Annotated in this window: 20 protein-coding genes; 12 read left to right on the top strand and 8 right to left on the bottom strand. The window is 63.0% G+C overall.

Features of this window, described 5'->3' with window-relative positions; genetic code table 11:
* Positions 1 to 68 precede the first annotated feature (68 nt).
* From HTZ84_RS00095 to HTZ84_RS00075, 5 genes are all read left to right on the top strand, one after another.
* A complete protein-coding gene (locus HTZ84_RS00095; protein WP_174678813.1) occupies positions 69 to 443 on the top strand; it encodes a translation initiation factor IF-5A in 375 nt (124 codons plus the stop codon).
* Positions 443 to 1,291 carry an agmatinase gene (speB, locus tag HTZ84_RS00090; RefSeq protein WP_174678812.1) on the top strand — a complete coding sequence of 283 codons (849 nt, stop codon included), beginning with the start codon at positions 443 to 445 and terminating at the stop codon, positions 1,289 to 1,291. Before HTZ84_RS00095 ends, speB begins: the two co-directional genes overlap by 1 nt.
* Positions 1,292 to 1,437: 146 nt before the next feature.
* Positions 1,438 to 2,235 carry a hypothetical protein gene (locus tag HTZ84_RS00085; RefSeq protein ID WP_174678811.1) on the top strand — a complete coding sequence of 266 codons (798 nt, stop codon included), beginning with the start codon at positions 1,438 to 1,440 and terminating at the stop codon, positions 2,233 to 2,235.
* Between the two features lie 173 nt (positions 2,236 to 2,408).
* Positions 2,409 to 4,868, top strand: a complete 2,460-nt coding sequence (locus HTZ84_RS00080; protein WP_174678810.1) for a cbb3-type cytochrome c oxidase subunit I — start codon at positions 2,409 to 2,411, stop codon at positions 4,866 to 4,868.
* Between the two features lie 103 nt (positions 4,869 to 4,971).
* The gene (locus HTZ84_RS00075) at positions 4,972 to 5,739 is read left to right on the top strand and encodes a Nif3-like dinuclear metal center hexameric protein (protein WP_174678809.1); all 768 of its coding nucleotides are present in this window, start codon (positions 4,972 to 4,974) and stop codon (positions 5,737 to 5,739) included.
* A 200-nt stretch (positions 5,740 to 5,939) separates the two neighbouring features.
* On the opposite strand, the gene HTZ84_RS00070 is transcribed toward HTZ84_RS00075, so the two are convergent.
* Entirely contained in the window at positions 5,940 to 6,557 is a 618-nt protein-coding gene (locus HTZ84_RS00070) for a twin-arginine translocation signal domain-containing protein (RefSeq protein WP_174678808.1), read from the bottom strand.
* A 294-nt stretch (positions 6,558 to 6,851) separates the two neighbouring features.
* Here HTZ84_RS00070 and HTZ84_RS00065 point away from each other — a divergent pair, with 294 nt between their 5' ends.
* Positions 6,852 to 7,925: a deoxyhypusine synthase gene (locus tag HTZ84_RS00065; RefSeq protein ID WP_174678807.1), complete on the top strand. Its 1,074-nt coding sequence runs from the start codon at positions 6,852 to 6,854 to the stop codon at positions 7,923 to 7,925.
* Between the two features lie 202 nt (positions 7,926 to 8,127).
* On the opposite strand, the gene HTZ84_RS00060 is transcribed toward HTZ84_RS00065, so the two are convergent.
* Positions 8,128 to 8,346, bottom strand: a complete 219-nt coding sequence (locus HTZ84_RS00060; RefSeq protein ID WP_174678806.1) for a hypothetical protein — start codon at positions 8,344 to 8,346, stop codon at positions 8,128 to 8,130.
* Between the two features lie 317 nt (positions 8,347 to 8,663).
* Positions 8,664 to 9,554 (bottom strand): MBL fold metallo-hydrolase, encoded by an 891-nt coding sequence (locus tag HTZ84_RS00055; protein ID WP_174678805.1) that lies wholly within the window; start codon positions 9,552 to 9,554, stop codon positions 8,664 to 8,666.
* A gap of 152 nt (positions 9,555 to 9,706) precedes the next feature.
* On the opposite strand from HTZ84_RS00055, the gene HTZ84_RS00050 reads away from it, so the two are divergent.
* Positions 9,707 to 10,855, top strand: coding sequence for an NAD(P)/FAD-dependent oxidoreductase (locus HTZ84_RS00050; RefSeq protein ID WP_174678804.1), 1,149 nt, complete (start codon positions 9,707 to 9,709; stop codon positions 10,853 to 10,855).
* A gap of 250 nt (positions 10,856 to 11,105) precedes the next feature.
* Here the strand turns inward: HTZ84_RS00050 and HTZ84_RS00045 are convergent, their stop codons facing one another.
* Positions 11,106 to 11,498: a pyridoxamine 5'-phosphate oxidase family protein gene (locus HTZ84_RS00045; protein ID WP_174678803.1), complete on the bottom strand. Its 393-nt coding sequence runs from the start codon at positions 11,496 to 11,498 to the stop codon at positions 11,106 to 11,108.
* A 204-nt stretch (positions 11,499 to 11,702) separates the two neighbouring features.
* On the opposite strand from HTZ84_RS00045, the gene gvpA reads away from it, so the two are divergent.
* Positions 11,703 to 11,990, top strand: a complete 288-nt coding sequence (gene gvpA, locus HTZ84_RS00040) for a gas vesicle protein GvpA (protein ID WP_174678802.1) — start codon at positions 11,703 to 11,705, stop codon at positions 11,988 to 11,990.
* 55 nt (positions 11,991 to 12,045) lie between these two features.
* Here the strand turns inward: gvpA and HTZ84_RS00035 are convergent, their stop codons facing one another.
* Entirely contained in the window at positions 12,046 to 12,753 is a 708-nt protein-coding gene (locus HTZ84_RS00035) for a glycosyltransferase (RefSeq protein WP_174678801.1), read from the bottom strand.
* A 253-nt stretch (positions 12,754 to 13,006) separates the two neighbouring features.
* Here HTZ84_RS00035 and HTZ84_RS00030 point away from each other — a divergent pair, with 253 nt between their 5' ends.
* From HTZ84_RS00030 to HTZ84_RS00020, 4 genes are all read left to right on the top strand, one after another.
* Positions 13,007 to 13,228, top strand: a complete 222-nt coding sequence (locus HTZ84_RS00030; RefSeq protein WP_174678800.1) for a hypothetical protein — start codon at positions 13,007 to 13,009, stop codon at positions 13,226 to 13,228.
* A 437-nt stretch (positions 13,229 to 13,665) separates the two neighbouring features.
* Positions 13,666 to 13,788 (top strand): hypothetical protein, encoded by a 123-nt coding sequence (locus tag HTZ84_RS22980; protein ID WP_256402099.1) that lies wholly within the window; start codon positions 13,666 to 13,668, stop codon positions 13,786 to 13,788.
* Between the two features lie 590 nt (positions 13,789 to 14,378).
* Positions 14,379 to 14,954: a hypothetical protein gene (locus HTZ84_RS00025; protein ID WP_174678799.1), complete on the top strand. Its 576-nt coding sequence runs from the start codon at positions 14,379 to 14,381 to the stop codon at positions 14,952 to 14,954.
* A 79-nt stretch (positions 14,955 to 15,033) separates the two neighbouring features.
* On the top strand, positions 15,034 to 15,912 hold the full coding sequence (locus HTZ84_RS00020; RefSeq protein WP_174678798.1) for a phage NrS-1 polymerase family protein: 879 nt from the start codon (positions 15,034 to 15,036) through the stop codon (positions 15,910 to 15,912).
* Here HTZ84_RS00020 and HTZ84_RS00015 read toward each other — a convergent pair.
* From HTZ84_RS00015 to HTZ84_RS00005, 3 genes are all read right to left on the bottom strand, one after another.
* Positions 15,899 to 16,294 (bottom strand): hypothetical protein, encoded by a 396-nt coding sequence (locus HTZ84_RS00015; RefSeq protein WP_174678797.1) that lies wholly within the window; start codon positions 16,292 to 16,294, stop codon positions 15,899 to 15,901. The genes HTZ84_RS00020 and HTZ84_RS00015 overlap by 14 nt on opposite strands.
* Positions 16,295 to 16,365: 71 nt before the next feature.
* On the bottom strand, positions 16,366 to 16,737 hold the full coding sequence (locus HTZ84_RS00010) for a hypothetical protein (protein WP_174678796.1): 372 nt from the start codon (positions 16,735 to 16,737) through the stop codon (positions 16,366 to 16,368).
* A 74-nt stretch (positions 16,738 to 16,811) separates the two neighbouring features.
* Entirely contained in the window at positions 16,812 to 18,017 is a 1,206-nt protein-coding gene (locus HTZ84_RS00005; RefSeq protein WP_174678795.1) for a Cdc6/Cdc18 family protein, read from the bottom strand.
* Between the last annotated feature and the right edge of the window lie 797 nt (positions 18,018 to 18,814).

Below are 18,814 nucleotides of genomic sequence, written 5' to 3'. Positions count from 1 at the left end.
TCACCGACTGACTCGGTGCCAGCGGCCATTCCAAACGGTTTATGCACGTCGATTGATTACGCCGGGACATGGCGAAACAGCAGACCGAAGTTCGCGACCTCCAGGAAGGAAGCTACGTGATGATCGACGACACGCCGTGTAAGATCAACGCCTACTCGACGGCCAAGCCGGGCAAACACGGCAGCGCCAAGGCTCGCGTCGAGGCCGAGGGCGTCTTCGACGGCAAGAAGCGATCGCTCTCCCAGCCGGTCGACGCGAAGATCTGGGTCCCGATCATCGAGCGCAAACAGGGGCAGGTCGTCTCCGTCGACGGCGACGACATGCAGGTCATGGACCTCGAAACGTACGAGACGATCACGATGCGCGTCCCCGACGACATCGACGTCTCCCCCGACGAGAACATCGAATACCTCGAGATGGAAGAACAGCGAAAGATCGTCTGATGTTTCCCGGGGCGACCGACGACGGCGAGGGGAGCCACACGGCGGACGACGCCGACCGTGACGGCGCGAACTTCGTGGTCGTCGGTGCGCCCCTGGACGTATCGACGACCTTTCAGCCGGGGACCCGATTCGGTCCCCGACGGATCCGATCTTTTGCCGAACCGTTCGACGACTACGACCACCGGACGGACCAGTACTTCTCCGAACTCGGCGTCGAAGACCACGGCGACATCCGCGCGTGGGACAACGCGAAGGAGTACCTCGAGTACCTCGAGGGGACGCTGCGCGGTGTCGTCTGGGACGACGCCGTCCCGCTGCTGCTGGGCGGGGAACACACCGTCTCGCTGGCGGGCGTCCGCGCCGTCGAACCCGAGGCGGTCGTCGTGCTCGACGCCCACCTCGACCTCTACGAGGCCTACGACGGCAACGAACTCTCTCACGCCTCCGTCACGCGACGGATCCTCGAGGAGCCCGCGGTCGAGGACGTGTTCGTCCTCGGGGCCCGCACCGGCAGCGAGGCGGAGTGGGAGCGGGCCCGAGCGCCGGACGTGACGGTCGTCCCGCCCGAAGACGTCGCCGACTGGCCGCTCGCGGACCGACTCGACGGGCGCGACGTCTACCTGAGCGTCGATATCGACGCCGCCGACCCCGCCTACGCGCCGGCGACGGGGACCAGAGAGCCGTTCGGCCTCGAGTCCCGCGAGCTACGCGACGTCGTCCGCGCGGTCGCACCGCAGGCGAGCGGCTTCGACGTCGTCGAGGTCAACGACCGCGACGAGGGACAGACCGCGGCGCTCGCCGGCAAGCTCGTCCGGGAGTTCGCGTTCGCACGCGCCGACGGCCGGTAGGATCTCCGGATTTCCGATCTGACGGTCGCGTGGCATTTAGCGGATTCCTACCGTCCGATTGCGGTTTTTTGAGCGAAAATATGCGTTGTATTCCGCCAGAAGTTACCTCATAACGTAGTACCCGGCCCGAGATATTACGCTCGTTCATGACTCGAGACGCGTATTCGAGACGTGACTGGCTCCGAAAGGCCTCCGTCGCCGGTGTCGCAGTGGGCGGGGGTGCGATCGGCCTCTCGGGGACCGGGAGCGCACGGCCCGCGCTGGTCGACCCCGACGACGTCGGACTGACCGCCGACTGCGCCGACGGCGATCGAGCGGTCTTCTGTGCGACCAACGACGGCCGCCGCCCCGCCTTCCTCGAGTGGCAGCGCCGGCCCCTCGAACCGGGGATCGAGTTCATCGACTGTCAGACCATCCGCGTCGTCGGGACGTTCGCCGAGGTCGTCACCGAGGTGACGTTCCTCACGGAGGCCGGGTCGGTCGGTAACGACTTCCTCTACTTCGGCTCCGTCGACGGCGTCCGCGTCATCGATATAACCGAGCACGAGCGGGGGCCGGCGGACGGAATCATCGGAACCGCCGAAGCGTTCGAGGAGGGGCCGACCGTCCCGGGCGGCGGCGACGTCGTCGCCTCGAATCCGGAGTACGACGCCTGTCAGGAGGAGTACTTCGGCGAGATCGTCGTCAAGGAGGCGGAGTCGGCGACGAACGACGAGTCGGCGACGGCGACGGCCGCGGCCGCGACCGGCGATCGGAACCGGCTGATCGTTCCGCCGTCGTCGACGCGGTGCTTCTCGGTGGCGGTCGACGACGGTCCCGTCGCGGTCGACCTCTTCTACGACGGGGAGCGCGTCGATACGGCCGTCAGCGCGACCGACGAACCGTGTCCGAATCGACCCGGACGCGGTCACCGCATCCGCCGCATCCGCCGCTGGTTCCGATAGCGTCGACCGGTGGCACCGATTCCTGGCCAGCTGCCTTGCAGGTGCACCGGACACATTGATTGCCGGAATCGGTGGAGGTATCCGCTGGTAATGGTGCCTCGTGCTCGCGGAGTCGTAATCGAACCGATACGTGGGATCGAATCGCCCCGATACCGCGCAGACGAGGTGAGTTCATGAGCGACCTCCCGCCGCGAACGACCGTCAAACGGTGGCTGGTCACGACCAACCACAAGGATATCGGCGTCCTCTATCTGGCGACGGCGCTGTTTTTCCTCCTGCTCGGCGGCGTCCTCGCGCTCCTGTTCCGTCTCCACCTGTGGGTGCCCGGCGGGACGGGGCTGCTCGAGAACAACGAGTTCAACCAGGCGGTTACCAACCACGGACTGTTGATGGTCTTCTGGTTCCTCTCGCCGTTCGCCGCCGGCTTCGCGAACTACTTCGTCCCGCTGCAGATCGGCGCGAAGGACCTGGCGTTCCCGCGACTAAACGCGCTGAGTTACTGGTTCTATCTGTTCTCGGGAATTCTCCTCGCCGTCGCGTTCTTCCAGGAACAGGCGTTCGCCGGCGGCTGGTACATGTACGCGCCGCTGAACGTGCCGATGTACCACCCCGCGATGCAGGCGACGACGGGCGGGAACGCGACGATCCTCGGACTCATTCTGTTCGTCATGTCGATCACGCTCGGCTCAGTGAACTTCCTCACAACGATCCACCGCTCGCGGGCGGAGGGGCTGGGGCTGTGGAACATGCCGCTGTTCACCTGGTCGTGGCTGCTGACGATCTGGATGATGCTGTTCGCGTTCGCGGCGCTGCTGGCCGCGCTCCTGTTGCTCGCGAGCGATCGACTCCTCCTGACCCAGTACTTCGCGACCGACGAGGGCTCGAGTCTGCTGTGGGCGCACCTGTTCTGGTTCTTCGGGCACCCGGAGGTGTACATCGTCTTCTTCCCCGCCCTGGGGATCATGTTCGAGACGTTCCAGACCTTTACGGGGCGGCGGCTGGTCGGCCGCAAGTGGGTCATCATCGCGATGGTCCTCGTCGCGGTCCAGTCGTTCCTCGTCTGGGCCCATCACATGTTCCTGACGACGATCAACCTCGAGATCAAGACGCTGTTCATGGCGACGACCATCGGGATCTCGCTGCCGTTCGACCTGATGATCTTCTCGCTGATCTACACGATGGTGAAGGGCCGGGTTCGGTTCACCACCCCCTTCTTGTTCAGTCTCGGGGCGCTCGTCCTCTTTATCCTCGGCGGCATCACGGGGGTCTTCCTCGGCGCCGTCGTGCTGGACTACGAGTTCCGCGGCACTTACTGGGTCGTCGCGCACTTCCACTACGTGATGGTCTCGGGGGTGACCGCTCTGGTCGGCGGCCTCTACTACTGGTGGCCGAAGATAACCGGAAAGATGTACTCCGAGACCCTCGGAAAGCTCAACTTCGCGGTCTACTTCGTCGGGTTCAACCTGCTGTACTTCCCGATGTTCCTCGCCTGGGAGACGCCCCGGCGCGTCTTCCACTACGGCGAGGCGATCCACATCTATCACCAGGCGGCGACCGTCGGCGCGTTCGTCTTCGGCGCGTCGTTCCTGATCACGTTCTTCACGCTCGGGAAGAGCCTGCTCTCGGGTCCCGACGCACCCGATAACCCCTGGGAGTACTCCCGGACCGCCGAGTGGGCGACAACGTCGCCCCCGCCGCTGGATAACTGGGACGGGCGGCCGAGCTACGCCAGCGGTCGCCTCGAGTTCGTCGACGATACCGCGGCGACGACCGACGGCGGCGTGACGGCCGAGGTGGAGAGCCAGGCTGAACACGCCGATCACGCCAGCATCTGGCCGGTGGGGATCGGCTTCGGGACCTTCGTGTTCTTCCTCGGACTGACCGGGCTGACGCCGTACACGGTCGAATTCGCACGGGGGACCGGCGAGGTCAGTCAGGAAATCGTCGGAACGAGCGCCGAGCAGACCATCATCTACCCGGTCCTGATACTCCTCGGCGTCGGCATCCTCGGCTACACGCTCTTCGAGTACGGCCGCGAGGAGTTCAACGCGCCGGAGATGGCGATCGCCAGCCGTTGGCCGTTCGAAGGGGTCGGCACCACGAAACTCGGCGTCTGGTTCTTCCTGGCCTCCGACGTCGTGGTCTTCGGCGCCGCCATCGGCAGCTACGTCTTCGCGCGGCTCCACGCCGGCTGGGGGTCCTGGGGAACCGTCCCGCCGTCGGCGACGGTCGGCCTCTTCAACACGTACGTCCTGTTGACCTCGAGTTTCACCGTGATCCTGGCGCTCGTGTTCGCCGAGCGCGGGAACAAGCGGGGGCTACTCGGCATGATGGGGGCGACGCTGGTGCTCGGGCTGACGTTCCTCGGGGTCAAGGGCTGGGAGTGGAGCCAGGAGTTCGCCCACGGCATCTACTGGTTCACCGACCTCCACTACTCGACGTACTTCGTCACGACCGGGCTGCACGCGCTCCACGTCATCCTCGGGATGCTGATCGCCGCGTTCATGCTCTATCGGACCACCACGGTCGACGCCTATCTGGAAGACCACCGACCGGTGGAGTTCTTCGGGCTCTACTGGCACTTCGTCGACATCGTCTGGGTGATCCTCTTCCCGCTGTTCTACCTGATGTAGCGCCCGTTTCCTGCGGTCTCAGTTCCGTCGTACTCGTTACTGACTACGAGTCGACGACCGGGAACCAGCCGGATACAAGGCGACCGCCGCCGAACGGCCGACCATGAACCTCTCGACGGTCGTCGACCGACTCGACGAGGAGCTGCGAATCGCCGACTACGCCGACCTCGACGCCAGCGCGAACGGACTGCAGATCGGGCCGGACGAGGCCGAGATCGAGCGCGTCGCCGTCGCCGTCGACGGCGTCCGCGAGACGTTCGATCGCGCGATCGAGGCCGACGCGGACCTGCTGGTCGTCCACCACGGGCTCTCGTGGGGCGGCTTCGACCGCGTGACCGGCCGGACCTACGACCGGATCGCTCCCCTGATCGAGAACGACCTCGCGCTGTACGTCGCCCACCTCCCGCTGGACGGCCACCAGGAACTGGGCAACGCCGCCGGCGTCGCCGACGTGCTCGACCTCGCGGATCGAACGCCATTCGGCGAACTCGGCCCCGAGTACATCGGTCAGCGCGGAACGGCGGCCGAGCCGTACGCGCCCGAAGAGCTACAGGGTCGACTCGAGCGCGAACTCGAGACCGACGGCCGACCCGTCCAGCACCTCGCGTTCGGCCCCGACGAGATCGAGGACGTGGCGATCGTCACCGGCAGCGGGGTCGACTGGCTCGACGAGGCCGTCGACGCCGGCGCCGACGCGCTGGTAACGGGCGAGGGGAAGCAGAAGGCCTACCACGAGGCGAAGGAAGCGGGGATCCACGTCTTCCTCGCGGGTCACTACGCGACGGAGACCTTCGGCGTGCGCTCGCTGCAGGAGTTGGTCGAGGAGTGGGGTCTCGAGACGAGCTATCTCGAGGTCCCGACGGGACTGTGAGGTCACCGTCGACGCGAACGTGGCCGGTGTCGACGGAGTCCGCTCTGAGAATTAACGGTTGACGTCCGGCGTTTCTCCCCTTCCAGCCGCTGGCCGTTAGTCGTCGATCACGAGTCGCCGTTCGCCGGTGCAGCTACGCAGCGACTCGAGCGGCTCTCACCGGAAAGAAAACGGTCTCGTTTCGGTCCGTAATCGCCGGTTTAGCCGCTCGTCGTAGTGTTACCGCCGGACGTCGCGTTACCCTCGCCCCTGTCGGTGACGACCGCGTCTTGCTCGTCCGCCCACCAGCCGTCCGCCTCGAGAAGCTGATCTTCGGTTTCCTCCTCGGCGGGGCCGAAGTTGATCGTGGCCAGTTTCGGATCGTCCTCGAACAGCGACCACTCCGGACTCACCTCGTACACCTGCGGCTGCTCCCGTTCTTCGTCGTCCACGACGAATCCGAGGTTCTCGTCGTACTGCCCGACCTCGGCGTCGTCGGCGACGAACAACTGGACGTGCTCGCCGGTGTTGAGCCACCGGATCATGCGCGTGTTGTAGTCCGTGAACCAGCTGTCGTCGATCCCCCCGTAGCTGGGGTTCCACTCGACGACGCCCGAGACGAACGTGAACCGCGCCTCCGGGTACAGGTTGTTCTGGAAGATCAACGCTTTCCACGGTCCCTCGCCGATAGCGCCGTCTCCGGGGCCGTCCTGTGCGCTCGCGACGCCCGACGCCGCGGCGCTCAGACCGACGGTCGCGATGGCGCTTTTCTTGAGGAACGATCGGCGCGATTCGTCGCCAGCGAGTCTCTCGAACGGACGTGTGTCGTTTCCAGTCATAGTTTTCGTGCCCCGTGGGCGCTCTCAGATCGGACCGGAACTCGAGAAAAGGGAGCCGTTCGTTCATCGCCGCAATCGCCTACTGCGTCACCGTCCTCGATCGCACCACCGCGTTACGGCTCGGAAAGACGACAGCGCTAGCGGACAACACGGGGTTATCGCTCGAGTAACGGGCCGTTCGTGCCCGTTCGCGGTACGGTCGCTCGATTCGCTGGGACGCGGTAACGGATGCTTCGAGAGGACGGATCGAACCGAACCGCGGCGTTCAAACCGCTGGCTCGCGGATGCGGGGACATGAGCGACGAGCACGAGCACGGGAGCGACGACGGCGACAGCGAGGCGGCGGAGGACGGCCACCACGAGCCCGAACGCGAGACGTTCTCGCACGATCCGGTCGGCCACGCCGAGGTCCGGGCGGGGATGACCGTCGGCGAACTCGCCGACCAGTACGGGAACGCCGGCGTCGGCGCGGCGAACCTCCACGAGGCCGTCGACGTGACCGAGTCGATGTTCGACGACGACGTGACCGTCTTCTTCGGCCTCGCGGGCGCGATGGTCCCCACGGGGATGCGACGCATCGTCGCCGACCTCATCCGCGAGGGCCACATCGACGTCCTCGTGACGACCGGCGCGAACCTCACCCACGACGCCATCGAGGCCATCGGCGGGAAACACCACCACGGCGAGGTCCACGCCGAAGGGAAGACCGAGCGCGAACACGACGAGACGCTGCGCGACGAGGGCGTCGACCGCATCTACAACGTCTATCTCCCCCAGGAGTTCTTCGCCGACTTCGAGAGCCACCTCCGCGAGGAGGTCTTCCCGGTCCTCGAGGAAGAGTGCGAAGAGGAGGGCGCGGTCTCCATTCAGCGGCTCACCGAGGAGCTGGGACGGGCGAACCTCGAGGTCAACGAGCGCGACGACGTCGACGAAGGGCCCGGCATCGCCGCCGCGGCCTACGAGAACGACGTGCCGATCTACTGCCCCGCGGTCCAGGACTCCGTGCTCGGGCTCCAGGCCTGGATGTACTCCCAGACGGGCCCGTTCACGCTCGACGCGCTGGCGGACATGACGCCGCTGACGGACATCGCCTTCCACGCCGAGGAGGCCGGCGCCTTCGTCGTCGGCGGCGGCGTCCCGAAGAACTTCACCCTCCAGACGATGCTCGTTTCCCCCGACGCCTACGACTACGCCGTCCAGTTGACCATGGACCCCAAGCAGACCGGCGGCCTCTCCGGTGCGACGCTCGACGAAGCCCGCTCGTGGGGGAAACTCGAGAAGGACGCCGAGAACGTCTCGGTCTACGCCGACGCGACGATCACCTTCCCGCTGGTGGTCGCCGCGGCTCTCGAGCGACTCGAGAACTAGTCGGACAGCGCTCGAGAAGCGAGCGAGGAGTTATCGACCGCGCACACGCAACGCAAGCACGTCACCGACTGGATACCGTTTCGGCGTCACAACTAGTCGTCGAAGAGCCAGTTTAGAAGTCGATTTGCTGCGTATTCAGGTGGAATTCGCAGCGTTTCTCCGAGACATCGGAAGAACACCTGCTGACGTAATCGGTAATCGGTTACTCGTCGATCTTGATCTGGACTTCTTCCGCAGTCATATACTTGTAGATGGCGTACGCAGCGTTACCGAGACCGAGCGTCCACCAAAACGTGAGAACGGCGACGACGACGTGCATCCCGCCGCTTCCCCACGACTTCTTCTTCATCAGGGTGCTTCGTTCACCCTGGTTTTTGATCTTGTATCCCTGCGTAATGAAATCGTCTATGACTTTCTCCATATCTCTCTGGTCATCGACGCGACGTATTCGTGCCATACGGATGTCCAAAACAGGCTACTTGTAAAAGTGTAATGGCCGAGAGAAAAGCGATCTGTCGAGCCTTTTGTCGTGCGTTTATTCCGTATATAGAATCTGAAATTACATCCGTAACAGTAGATATGATATACTCCATATTTGACTAATAATGCGCTTGATTTGTTTCTGGTACACGATCACGATAATCCACTTCCGAGCAGACGACATACAATTTCTCGTTACTCTGCTGGGAAGACTGTGCGATCGAATCACGTCCGCGTCGTCTACATTCCGGTGATCACCTAGTTCTCTCGATTCGAGGGCGGCCGGAACGAGTAGGTTTCCCCGTGCTCGAGATAGTCCACCCGGTCCTCGAGCCCCGCTTTCCGGATCGCCTGCTTGAAGTTCGAGAGCGGGGACCGGAACACCTCGTAGTCGTTGTAGTGGATCGGGATCGCGGTGTCGGCGTCGATCAGATCGACCGCCTCGACGCCCTGGGCGGCGTCCATCGTCAGGAGGACGCCCAGAATGCGCGTCCCGCCCAGATGCAACAGCGCGAGGTCGATGTCGGGGTAGCGCTCGGGAATCTCCTCGAGGGCGTCGTAGACCAGGGTATCGCCCGAGACGTAGAGCCGCATCAGCGGCGGATCGTCCGGACTCGCCGCCGCGTCGGCGGGCCGGAACTCGAGCATGCTTCCCATCACCGGCGGCAGTCCCTTCGAGACGACCGGCGGGCCGTGGCGACCGGGCATCGAGGTGATCGTCAGTTCGGCCTCGCCCTTGCGGATCCGAAACTCGTCCCAGGTCTCGAGGGCGTGGGTCTCGCGAAAACCCTTCTCGGCCAGTTCGGACGCCGCGTGCGGGGTCGTGACGATCGGGAGGTCCGAATCGAGTTTCGCCTCGGCGACGCGGTCGAAGTGATCGCCGTGGTAGTGAGACAGCAGGACGAAGTCGATCGGTGGTAGGTCCTCGATCTCGAGGGCGGGATCGGTCCGCCGTCGCGATTTGATGCCGTAGCCGAGATGGACGTGGTCGCCGCTGTGGAGGAAGTTCGGGTCCGTGAGGATCGTGAAGCCGGCGTACTCGACGATGACGGTCGCCGTCCCGACGAAGAAGATCGACCCTTGCTCGAGGTCGGCGTCGTCGGGCTCCGCGGTCGGCAACTCGAGGTCGGCGGCGTGGTCGAGACTCATGGACGGGTCTCCACCGCGCCCCCGTTTCAATCCCATTCGGAACGCGCGGGACTGACACGGCGCGTGATACGAATCACGGGAGGCGGTGATTCAGCGATCCCGGCCGCATATTCACGGCCCAGCCTCAACCCGCTGGGCGACCTCCGACGCGTATGAACGATCCCCTCGAGTACGAGGTCGCCGTCATCGGCGGCGGTCCCGCCGGGTTGACGACGGCGATCTACACCACGCGACTGGGCCACCGCACGGCCGTCTTCGAGAAGGAGGGCGGCCGCCACGCGGCGGTCTCCCACGTCCACAACCTGCTGGGCGTCTCCGAGAACGTCTCCGGCGAGCGGCTGGCGACCCACGCCGTCGACCAGCTCGAGCACTACGGCGGGGACTTCTTTCCGGACGCGGTCGAGTCCGTCGCCCGGTTGGATTCCGGCGACGGCGACGACAGTACGGACGTCGCTGTCGCTGACGACGGCGGACCGCGCTTTCGGCTCGAGTCCTCCCACGCGACCGTCGACGCCCGGCGGGTCGTCTTCGCGACCGGTTTCCGCGATCGGAGTCCGGACGTCCCGGGACTCGAGCGCTTCACGGGCCGGGGGTTGCACTATTGTCTGCACTGCGACGCGTACACACTGGGCGACGGCCACGTGTTCGTCCTCGGACACACGGAGAGCGCGGCCCACGTCGCGATGACGATGCTCAACTTCACCGCCGACGTGGACCTCCTCCTCGACGACCGCGAGCCCGAGTGGGACGAGGAGACCGACGCGCAACTCCGAGCCCACCCGGTCGACGTGATCGACACGGCCGTCGTCTCGGCCTACGGCGACGAGACGGTGCCCGACGACGAGCCGCCGTGGCTCGGCGGCCTCGAACTCGCTGATGGGACCGAACGGGACTATCTGGGCGGCTTCGCGATGTACGGCTCCACGTACAACGCCGATCTGGCCGCGGACCTCGGCTGCGATCTGCGCGAGGACGGCGCCATCGCGGTCGACGAGAACCGGGAGACCAGCGTCGACGGCGTCTACGCCGTCGGCGACGTCACCCACGGCCAGAACCAGACCACAATCGCCATCGGCGACGGCGCCTACGCTGGCCTGGCGATCCACAAGGACCTCCGGCCGTTTCCGAAGTCCGTGGACGAACTCGAGGCCCTCGAGGGAGACGGCGGCGACCGAGGGGTCGAGGAACGACTCGCGGACGCGGTGCCGGGCAGCGCGGCGGATCTGCGCGCCCAGATGCGACGCGTTCGCGACCTCGAGACGCATCCGGGGCTGCGCGGACCGTCGCCCGGTCGGGAATGAGCGACCGATTTCGAGTCGGGACTCGGCATTTGAGAGGAAGTAGTCCGGGAAGCGTCTTGCTATCCTGGCACCAGGGAATCCCACGCCCTCCCCAACCGATTCGCTCACTCCCTCTGGTCGCTCGCTCATCCCTCGCACGAGGTCGGCGACTGGCCTCACTATCGCTCGGCCGGTCGCCAGCGCGCGCCGGATACCCAGTGTGGCCGCTGTGAGACGCCGCTACCGAGTAGCCGTTCGCATCGCCACGCCCTCAATACGTCCGATAGCTCGCCGATCCCACCTCGATCCGGACGAGGGTGTTCTCGGCGTAGGCCGCGGGTTCCGCGTCGTACTTCGCGTTGATCCGGTGTCGCGCCGCGGCCGTCTCCGCGCAGTCGTCGACGACCGTGGCGGTGCCGAGCAACGATACCATCCAGCGGGTCTGGCCGGCCTCGTCCTTTTGAATCGACAGCGAGACACGCGGGTTTTTCCGGATGTTCGCCAGTTTACGCCCCGTCGTGACGATCTCGACGATCTCCGTCTCGGGGACGTACCGGTACCAGACCGGAGCGACGTGCGGTCGTTCCTCGACGCAGGTTCCCAGATGGGCCATCACCGGTTCGCTCTCGAGCAACCGTTCGGCTTCTTCGGGGACGGTCGACACGGTCGTGTCGCCGACGGGAAGGGAGAAAAGCGGGCGCCATGACGGTGCCGGGACGCAACGGCGCGGTCGCCACGGAGCTCGGGATGAGGTTATCGGTCGTTTTCACCAGCGAGCGGCGCGTTCCGCTGTGGTTCCGATCGCCGGCTTGCCGATGCAGTCCGAGTAATGAATTGGTCGCCAGTCCGAGTGAGGGAGTGAGAGACAATGGCATCACCACAACGACGACCCGACTCCTCGAGTCTCGCGGAGGTACTGGATCGCATCCTCGACAAGGGCGTCGTCATCGACGTCTGGGCGCGCGTCTCGGTCGTCGGGATCGAACTCCTGACGATCGAGGCCCGCGTCGTCGTCGCGAGCGTCGACACCTTCCTGCACTACGCGGAGGAGATCGCCAAAATCGAGCAGGCGACGGCCGAGGGCGACCTCGAGGAACTGGAGGAACTCGAGGTCGAACCGCGGCCGGAGTCCTCGCCCAAGTCGGCGGCTCAGTAACGCGCCGTCTCAGCGGGAGCGTCGTCGCGGACCCTGCCCGTCCGCCGGCGACCGTTCAGTAGTCGGCTCGGAGTCGTCCGACGTCGAGTCGGAGATAGTGCCAGAGCGTCCCCGTCAGTCCGCAGTCGGCGATCCGCCGACCCGAACTCTCGACTAACACCGCGGGACAGTAGCCCGTCGGATACCGGCGGCCGAGCAGCCGGCTGAACGCCGTGTCCTCGTTGGGGACCTCCGGGAACCCGCCGACGTCGTCGAACGCCTGCCGGTGGACGACGCAGTTGAACCCCGGGAGGATGGGCCGCTCGAGGCGCGAGAAGACGCGGTTGATCGTCGCCGCCATCAGCGTCGCCCGGCGCGGCCCGGTGATCCGACAGTAGGAACTGCCGGCCGCCAGCCCGTTCGCCTCGAGGTAGCCCAGCAGTTCGGTGAGGTAGTCGGGCCGCAGTTCCGTGTCGGCGTCGACGAACGCCAGCCACTCGCCGTCGGCGCGGGCCGCGCCGAGGTTGCGGGCCGCCGCGATGCTCCGGCCGCCCTCGTCGAGGACGGTCGCGCCGTACTCGCGCGCGATCGCCGGCGTCGCGTCGCTCGAGTCGCCGTCGACGACGATCACTTCGATCGCGTACTCCGTGTCGAGCCCGGCGATGCTCGCGAGCACGCCGCGGAGGTAGTCGGCCTCGTTTTTCGCCGGGATCACGAAGCTCACGTCCGGCCGGCCGTCGGGTCCGTCGCCGCGGTGCACCCGGGTCGTGTCACCCTCGTCCATCGAGATCTGATTCTCTCTCACCGACCGGCATAACGTCTCGGCGCTCGACTGCACCGATGGTGTAGTGTGGGCTCGAAACGGTCGCCAATTGTGGTAGACACTCACTGCCAAACCTATTATCTATCATGAACTTTTATTACCCAGGAGGCGCTACGGGTGAGTACAGATGTCGGTCGTACACGTAGCAGCGTAAACTCGCCTCTCCTTCGACGAACTCCCGTACCGTTCGACGACCTCACTACACCCGACCGACATGAGCACACAACGCCTGCAGACCCGACCCGAGCCAGAACCGCAGCCCAACCACATCGACGCGCGAACCCCACCGGCCTCGAGCGAGCGAGCCGACTCGCGGACGGCCGTCGAGCGCTCGCCGCAAACGTTCTCCCACCGGAACACGGCCCAACTCCAGAACCTGATGGACGAGTTCAACACCGCCTTCGCGGCGACGGGCGATTCGGCGAGCGGGTCGTAGACTACGCCCGCGTTTCTCGGTCCGATCCAAACCGTCTTGGGAGCCGCGGTGATAGCCTCGAGTGGCCGATGACGATTCACTCGCTCCGAGCCGGACTCGGCACCCGGTCGTGACGAGCCCTATGAGTGCCGAGGCCACATAACTGCTATCAGCTATACGCGGTAATCCTTAGTTCTTTTCATCCGCCTTAAACCCCGGTAAACACCCGTACACCGATCACACCACATCTTCAGCACCACCGCCGACCGGCAGTCACACCTCTGACGAACTAATTCTCCTGCAGCCGATACTGATGACCCGGACGATAAGTGTGGTAGACAACCATCCGGACGCCCCGTATATACCGCCCAGCGCATAGCGACGGCTGTCGCTCACTGAGACAGCGCATCCATGGCACGGAACGCATCACACCACAGCGGCGGAGGTGACCGCCACACATGGCTCGCTACCGCATCGATGAGCAGGATCCGTACATCCCCGAGGGACTGGGTTGGGACGGCCGCAAGAACAACCCATACCACGAGGAGGAGACGTACGACTGCGACCTCCTCAACCTCTAACACGGGGACAGAGACCAGATGCATCGCCCGCTGAACACCTCTCACTCCAGAGGCCCACCGGAATCCGCGGCCTGATCACCGCGCCCGTATCGATGAGGCACATCCCACGCACTCCACGGAACGCACCCCACATGAACAGAATGAACCGGCCGCTCCGCCGCGGCTGCCCGCACTGCACACCCCGCCGGAAATGCATGCGGCACCGCGACCGCACACCATAATCCATCAACATGAACCCGAACGATATCCAGCTCCGTGACTGCGGCCACTTCGGCCCCATGCCCGGAATCTGCCGGTACGACGGCTGTGCTGCGCAACTCTGCCCACACTGCCTCCAGACCTGTAGCACCTGCGGCACCATCCTCTGCCCTGATCATCAGCACTGGGTCGACGGCGGCACACAGGTTTTCTGCGAGGAGCACGCCCGGAAACACCTGATCGCAAAATTCGTCCGATGGATCATCCCCGGGCTTGGCACACGGACCACGAATCGCGACCGGACCACGCCCCGCGACACGGTCAACAACGACCTCGATACCGTGATGCGATGGCTTCGCGGCCGTAACCGCTGACACCACCGATACAAAAGCATGACCGATACAGCGCAGTTCGACTGGACCGACTCGTTCACCGAGGTGAACCGTGTGTCGCTCAGTCAACGCGGCACCCTCGACCTCGAAGACCAAGAGACCCGGACCGACCTCGACACCGGCACTGAAATCCACGAGGCGACGATCCCGATCTGCAAATGCGGCCGGGAGATCACCGAAGACGACCGGAAGTACCGGTGTGTCCAGTGCGACGACCCGGCCTGCCCGGTCTGCCACGTCAGAATCAATCCCGGTCACTACTGTCCGTGGTGCGCCGAACAGCGCTACATGCTGGACAAATACGTCTACCTCAGCCTCTACTACCTGAAGAAGGGGATTGTCCAGATCGACGACTTCCTGCAGGTCGACGCCGTTGCCGGTGAACCGGCAGAGATCGCGGTCGACCGTGCTGCCTCGGTCATGACCGAGATGGACTACGTTGACACGGAGACAGGTGAGGTCACACCACAGGGACGGGATGCATTATCCGTCGGTAGCCGCCTGTACGGCGATGAACCGGATATCCAACAGATCAAGACCGAGATCCGGGTCGCGGAGGTCGCCGGCTCACTCTAACCCACTGTCTGTTTCCACGCTTCGAGCGCTGTGGAAACCCGCTCTCCCAGTAAAAAACCTCGAACCCACGCACGCCACCATGATCTCCACAGAACAGATTCCTGGCCCGTTGAAAGACCGACCGCAGTGGATCTGCTGGAAAACCGAAGACCGCAACGGGAAACCTACCAAGGTTCCAGCTGATCCCAAGACCGAGACCTATGCCTCCGTGTCAGATCCCGACACGTGGGCGACCTACACCACAGCATGGACCTACTACGATTTGAACGCGGAGATCGATGGGCTCGGCTATGTGTTCACCGCGGACGGGCCGTACGCCGGCGTGGACATCGACGATGCCCGCGATCCCGACACCGGGATGCTTGAGGAATGGGTGATCGACATCTTGCTGACGCTGGATTCGTACACTGAACGCAGCCCCAGCCGGAGCGGCTATCACGTCATCGTCAACGGTGATGTCCCGTCCGGTGGGAACCGAACCGACCAGCTTGAGATGTACGATGCCAACCGGTACTTCACGGTCACCGGCGACCACGTGCCCGGAACACCAACGACGATCGCGCACCGCCCACAGGAGCTTGCGCAGCTTCACGACGCATACATCGCTCAAGACGATCCAGACACCGGACCGCCGGACCCGACTGACATCTCGCTCTCCGACCAGGAGCTGATCGAGAAGGCCATGAACGCCAGCAATGGTGAGAAGTTCCGACGACTCTGGGTTGGCGATACCAGCGGCTATCCCAGTCACAGCGAAGCCGATCAGGCGCTCTGTAACTACCTGGCGTTCTGGACGGGTGGCGACGAGCAGCGGATCGAACGCTTGTTCTCGAAAAGCGGGCTGGTCCGAGACAAGTGGAGTGAACGGGCGGACTACCGAGAACGAACCATCCGGAAGGCAGTCGAAGACTGCACCGCGTACTATAATCCCGACGGAGACTCTGTCACGACTGAGTGACCGCGTTTTCCAGTAGTTCTTCGGCCTCACACAGCTCCTCAAGCTCGGCCTCAAGTTCCAGGACGGTGTCCTCCAGCTGCCGTATGTCGTCCGCGAACCGCCTCCGCGTCTCCCGCAGATCACTCTGCAACCGGTTCCGACGTCGCTTCAACTCCTGCCGCCGGTCCCGTGTCGGGATCGCCCGTGACAGCTGGTGTTCCACATCCTGCAGTGCGGTCTGCAGATCGGTGACCGCGGCTTCGTATGTCTTCGTCCGCCGCCGTATCTGCGCCTTCTTCGCTTCGAGCCGCTCCTCAAGCCGCTCTCGCTCCGATCGCGTTGTTTGCTCGAGATACCCCTGCCAGTCGAACTGGGCGCCCGGTCCCCCTCCACGCTGGGACATACCACTGTACTACCGCAGAAGCAGTTATCAAGATATATGGAAATCAGGATGTGAACTGAACCGCGACGAGTTCAAGAGGAGGTGGCTGCGTCGAAGTAATCTACGGCTGATGAGAACTCGTGAACGTGGTCCTCCCCATCCACGACAATCGCATCGCAGTCTGGTGACGTACAGATATGGTACGTTTTCAGTATCTCTCTGCCTGACGCCGTTGTTTGATACGCGATGATGAGATCGCGCTTGACCTCGTCCGGGTTCACGATGCACGATTCTAGTAGGTCCTCGGTCTGTAGCTGTTCGACACGCCGCCCGATGGTTTGCACTGACTTTTTCTCGAGTGTTTCGTGCAGTTTCTTTTTCCACATCGAGGTATGCGTGAGAACCGCCAGAATTTCCAGATCCAGTAAATCTAGTTTCCGGGCCAGCGCCGTTTTGTTACTCATCAGGAATAAACAAACAGAGGATAATCTTAAAAATCAAAACAGCGGTTCCACCGGAAAACACGCAATGGAACCGATCAAATGCCGTATTCCTCTTCGACGAACGTCTGCAATTCCTCGATCGTGCTCTCCTCTAAATTGACCTTGATCCGTCTTGTACGCCCGTACTTCCCATTCGACAGAACCGTTGCTTGGATAACACCGAGCATATCGAGTTCCGCAATGAGATCGCGGACCCGCCGCTGAGAAATCGGATCTTTCCCTTCCACGGACATCTGTGCGTGAACATCTCGATACTCCGAATACACGTCACCGGTCGTGACCGGTGTTTTTCCCTCCTCCAACAGCGACAGAACGGCATAGACTACCACGTGAGAATGCATGCTCAGAGACCGGACCGTATCCACGATTTTATCCGCCTCAATCAATTGCCGCGCCCGATCGACATGCGTCCCGTTCGTGACGGTGGCTGCCCCATCATCCAACGCCAGCTCGCCGGCCTTCCGCAACACTTGGATCGCCTCGCGCGCATCACCACCGTTTTGGGCGACAACAGCAGCGATCTTGGCCAAAACACCATCATCGAGAGCACCGGGCCGAAACGCTTTCTCACTACGCTGCTCCAGGATCTTCCGGAGCTCGAGTGCATTATACTTCGAGAAATGGACGGTCTCGTGACCGAACCGGCTTTTGACTTTTGTATTCATATACTCGCCCAGCCGAGCATTATTCGAAATCCCGATCACGAGCAACGTCCCATCTGCATCTGCGTTCACGACCCGCTTACGGGCTTCAAGCAGCTTCTTGAGAAAGGAGTTGCCGTGACTCTTCCCGCCCTGGGCGAGGAACAGTTTCTCCAGTTCGTCCAGAACCAGGACTAATTTCAGATCCTCCCGGATTAGCTTCGCTGCGAGCCGGTCATAGTATTCGTTGAGATCGGTACCACGATAATTGAGCGACAGTTGACTGGTCAGGGTACGCAGCGTCTGCAGCTCATTTTCGAGATCGGTAAGATAGACGGATTGCACGTTGCCATCAAGATAGTTCTCAAGATCACGGAGAATGATCTTCACCGCCATCGTCTTCCCGACACCGGACGGCCCGGTCACCAGGAAGTTACTGGCACCGCCCATCTCGATGAACCGGAGGATGGAAACAATCTGTTGCATTTCGTCGTCGCGTTCGACGAACTCGTCTTTCGACGGTGTCCGATCGGGGTCGAGTGCATCGACGTTTTGAAAGATTCGATTAGTCGGTTGCTCGTCAAACACATTGCCCCCCATCGAAATCCAGCCACCTGCTCTACCCCAGAGACATCAAATATTTTATATCTATCGTTTCCGGTTCTTCCGGTGCATCACACCCCCGATTCATTTATAAAGAGTAGGGGTTCCGTTTCCGGTGGAGCACATATACATATGCGTTTCCGGTGCAGACCGAAATCGCGACCCGATCTCTCTCATAACCCCGTTATACCCGTCGTGTTCTCACTCGACAGCGATAACAAACCGGGTACGCGATTTTTAGCCAACAGAGGAAACGGTAAACAAACATGAAAGTAAATAACATATACTATACATATATATTATAACACTGTTATACCGTCTAGATAGAGATAGAGGGAGTTCCACCGGAAATGCATATATATGTGTAACAGTGTTATACCTCGTTACCACCGACCGGTTACAGCCGCACTGGAAACGCATAAGGAGATTCTGGCTGAACCATCGATCTCATTTACACCGCACTGGGTGACGCCCCCTCACAGTGAACTGATTTAACCTACCTTATCCCAATTGCTGGGTGACAAGGTGCTGCCCGGTGTCTGACACTTCGATTTGCGACCAGACCATGATCCATGGTGACTGTGAAACGTGTGATGCAGAGAACGTGCGGCTGTTTCCTGCGGATCCTGATGCATCCCGGGCCTGTAAAGCGGCTGGACCGCTGCAGTGCAGTGACTGTACCGTCCGGGATGCTGTTGCAGCCGCCGATGATCTACAGCTGTGACCAGGCGTGTAAGTATTATGTACCGTGCTTCTCGTAGGGTGTGAATGGTTCACACATAGCCGGTGCTCAT

This window comes from Haloterrigena gelatinilytica (genome assembly GCF_013342145.1).
GTDB classification, from domain to species: domain Archaea; phylum Halobacteriota; class Halobacteria; order Halobacteriales; family Natrialbaceae; genus Haloterrigena; species Haloterrigena gelatinilytica.
Note: the sequence above shows the minus strand (reverse complement) of the source record. Positions and strands in the feature narration are given on the sequence as shown.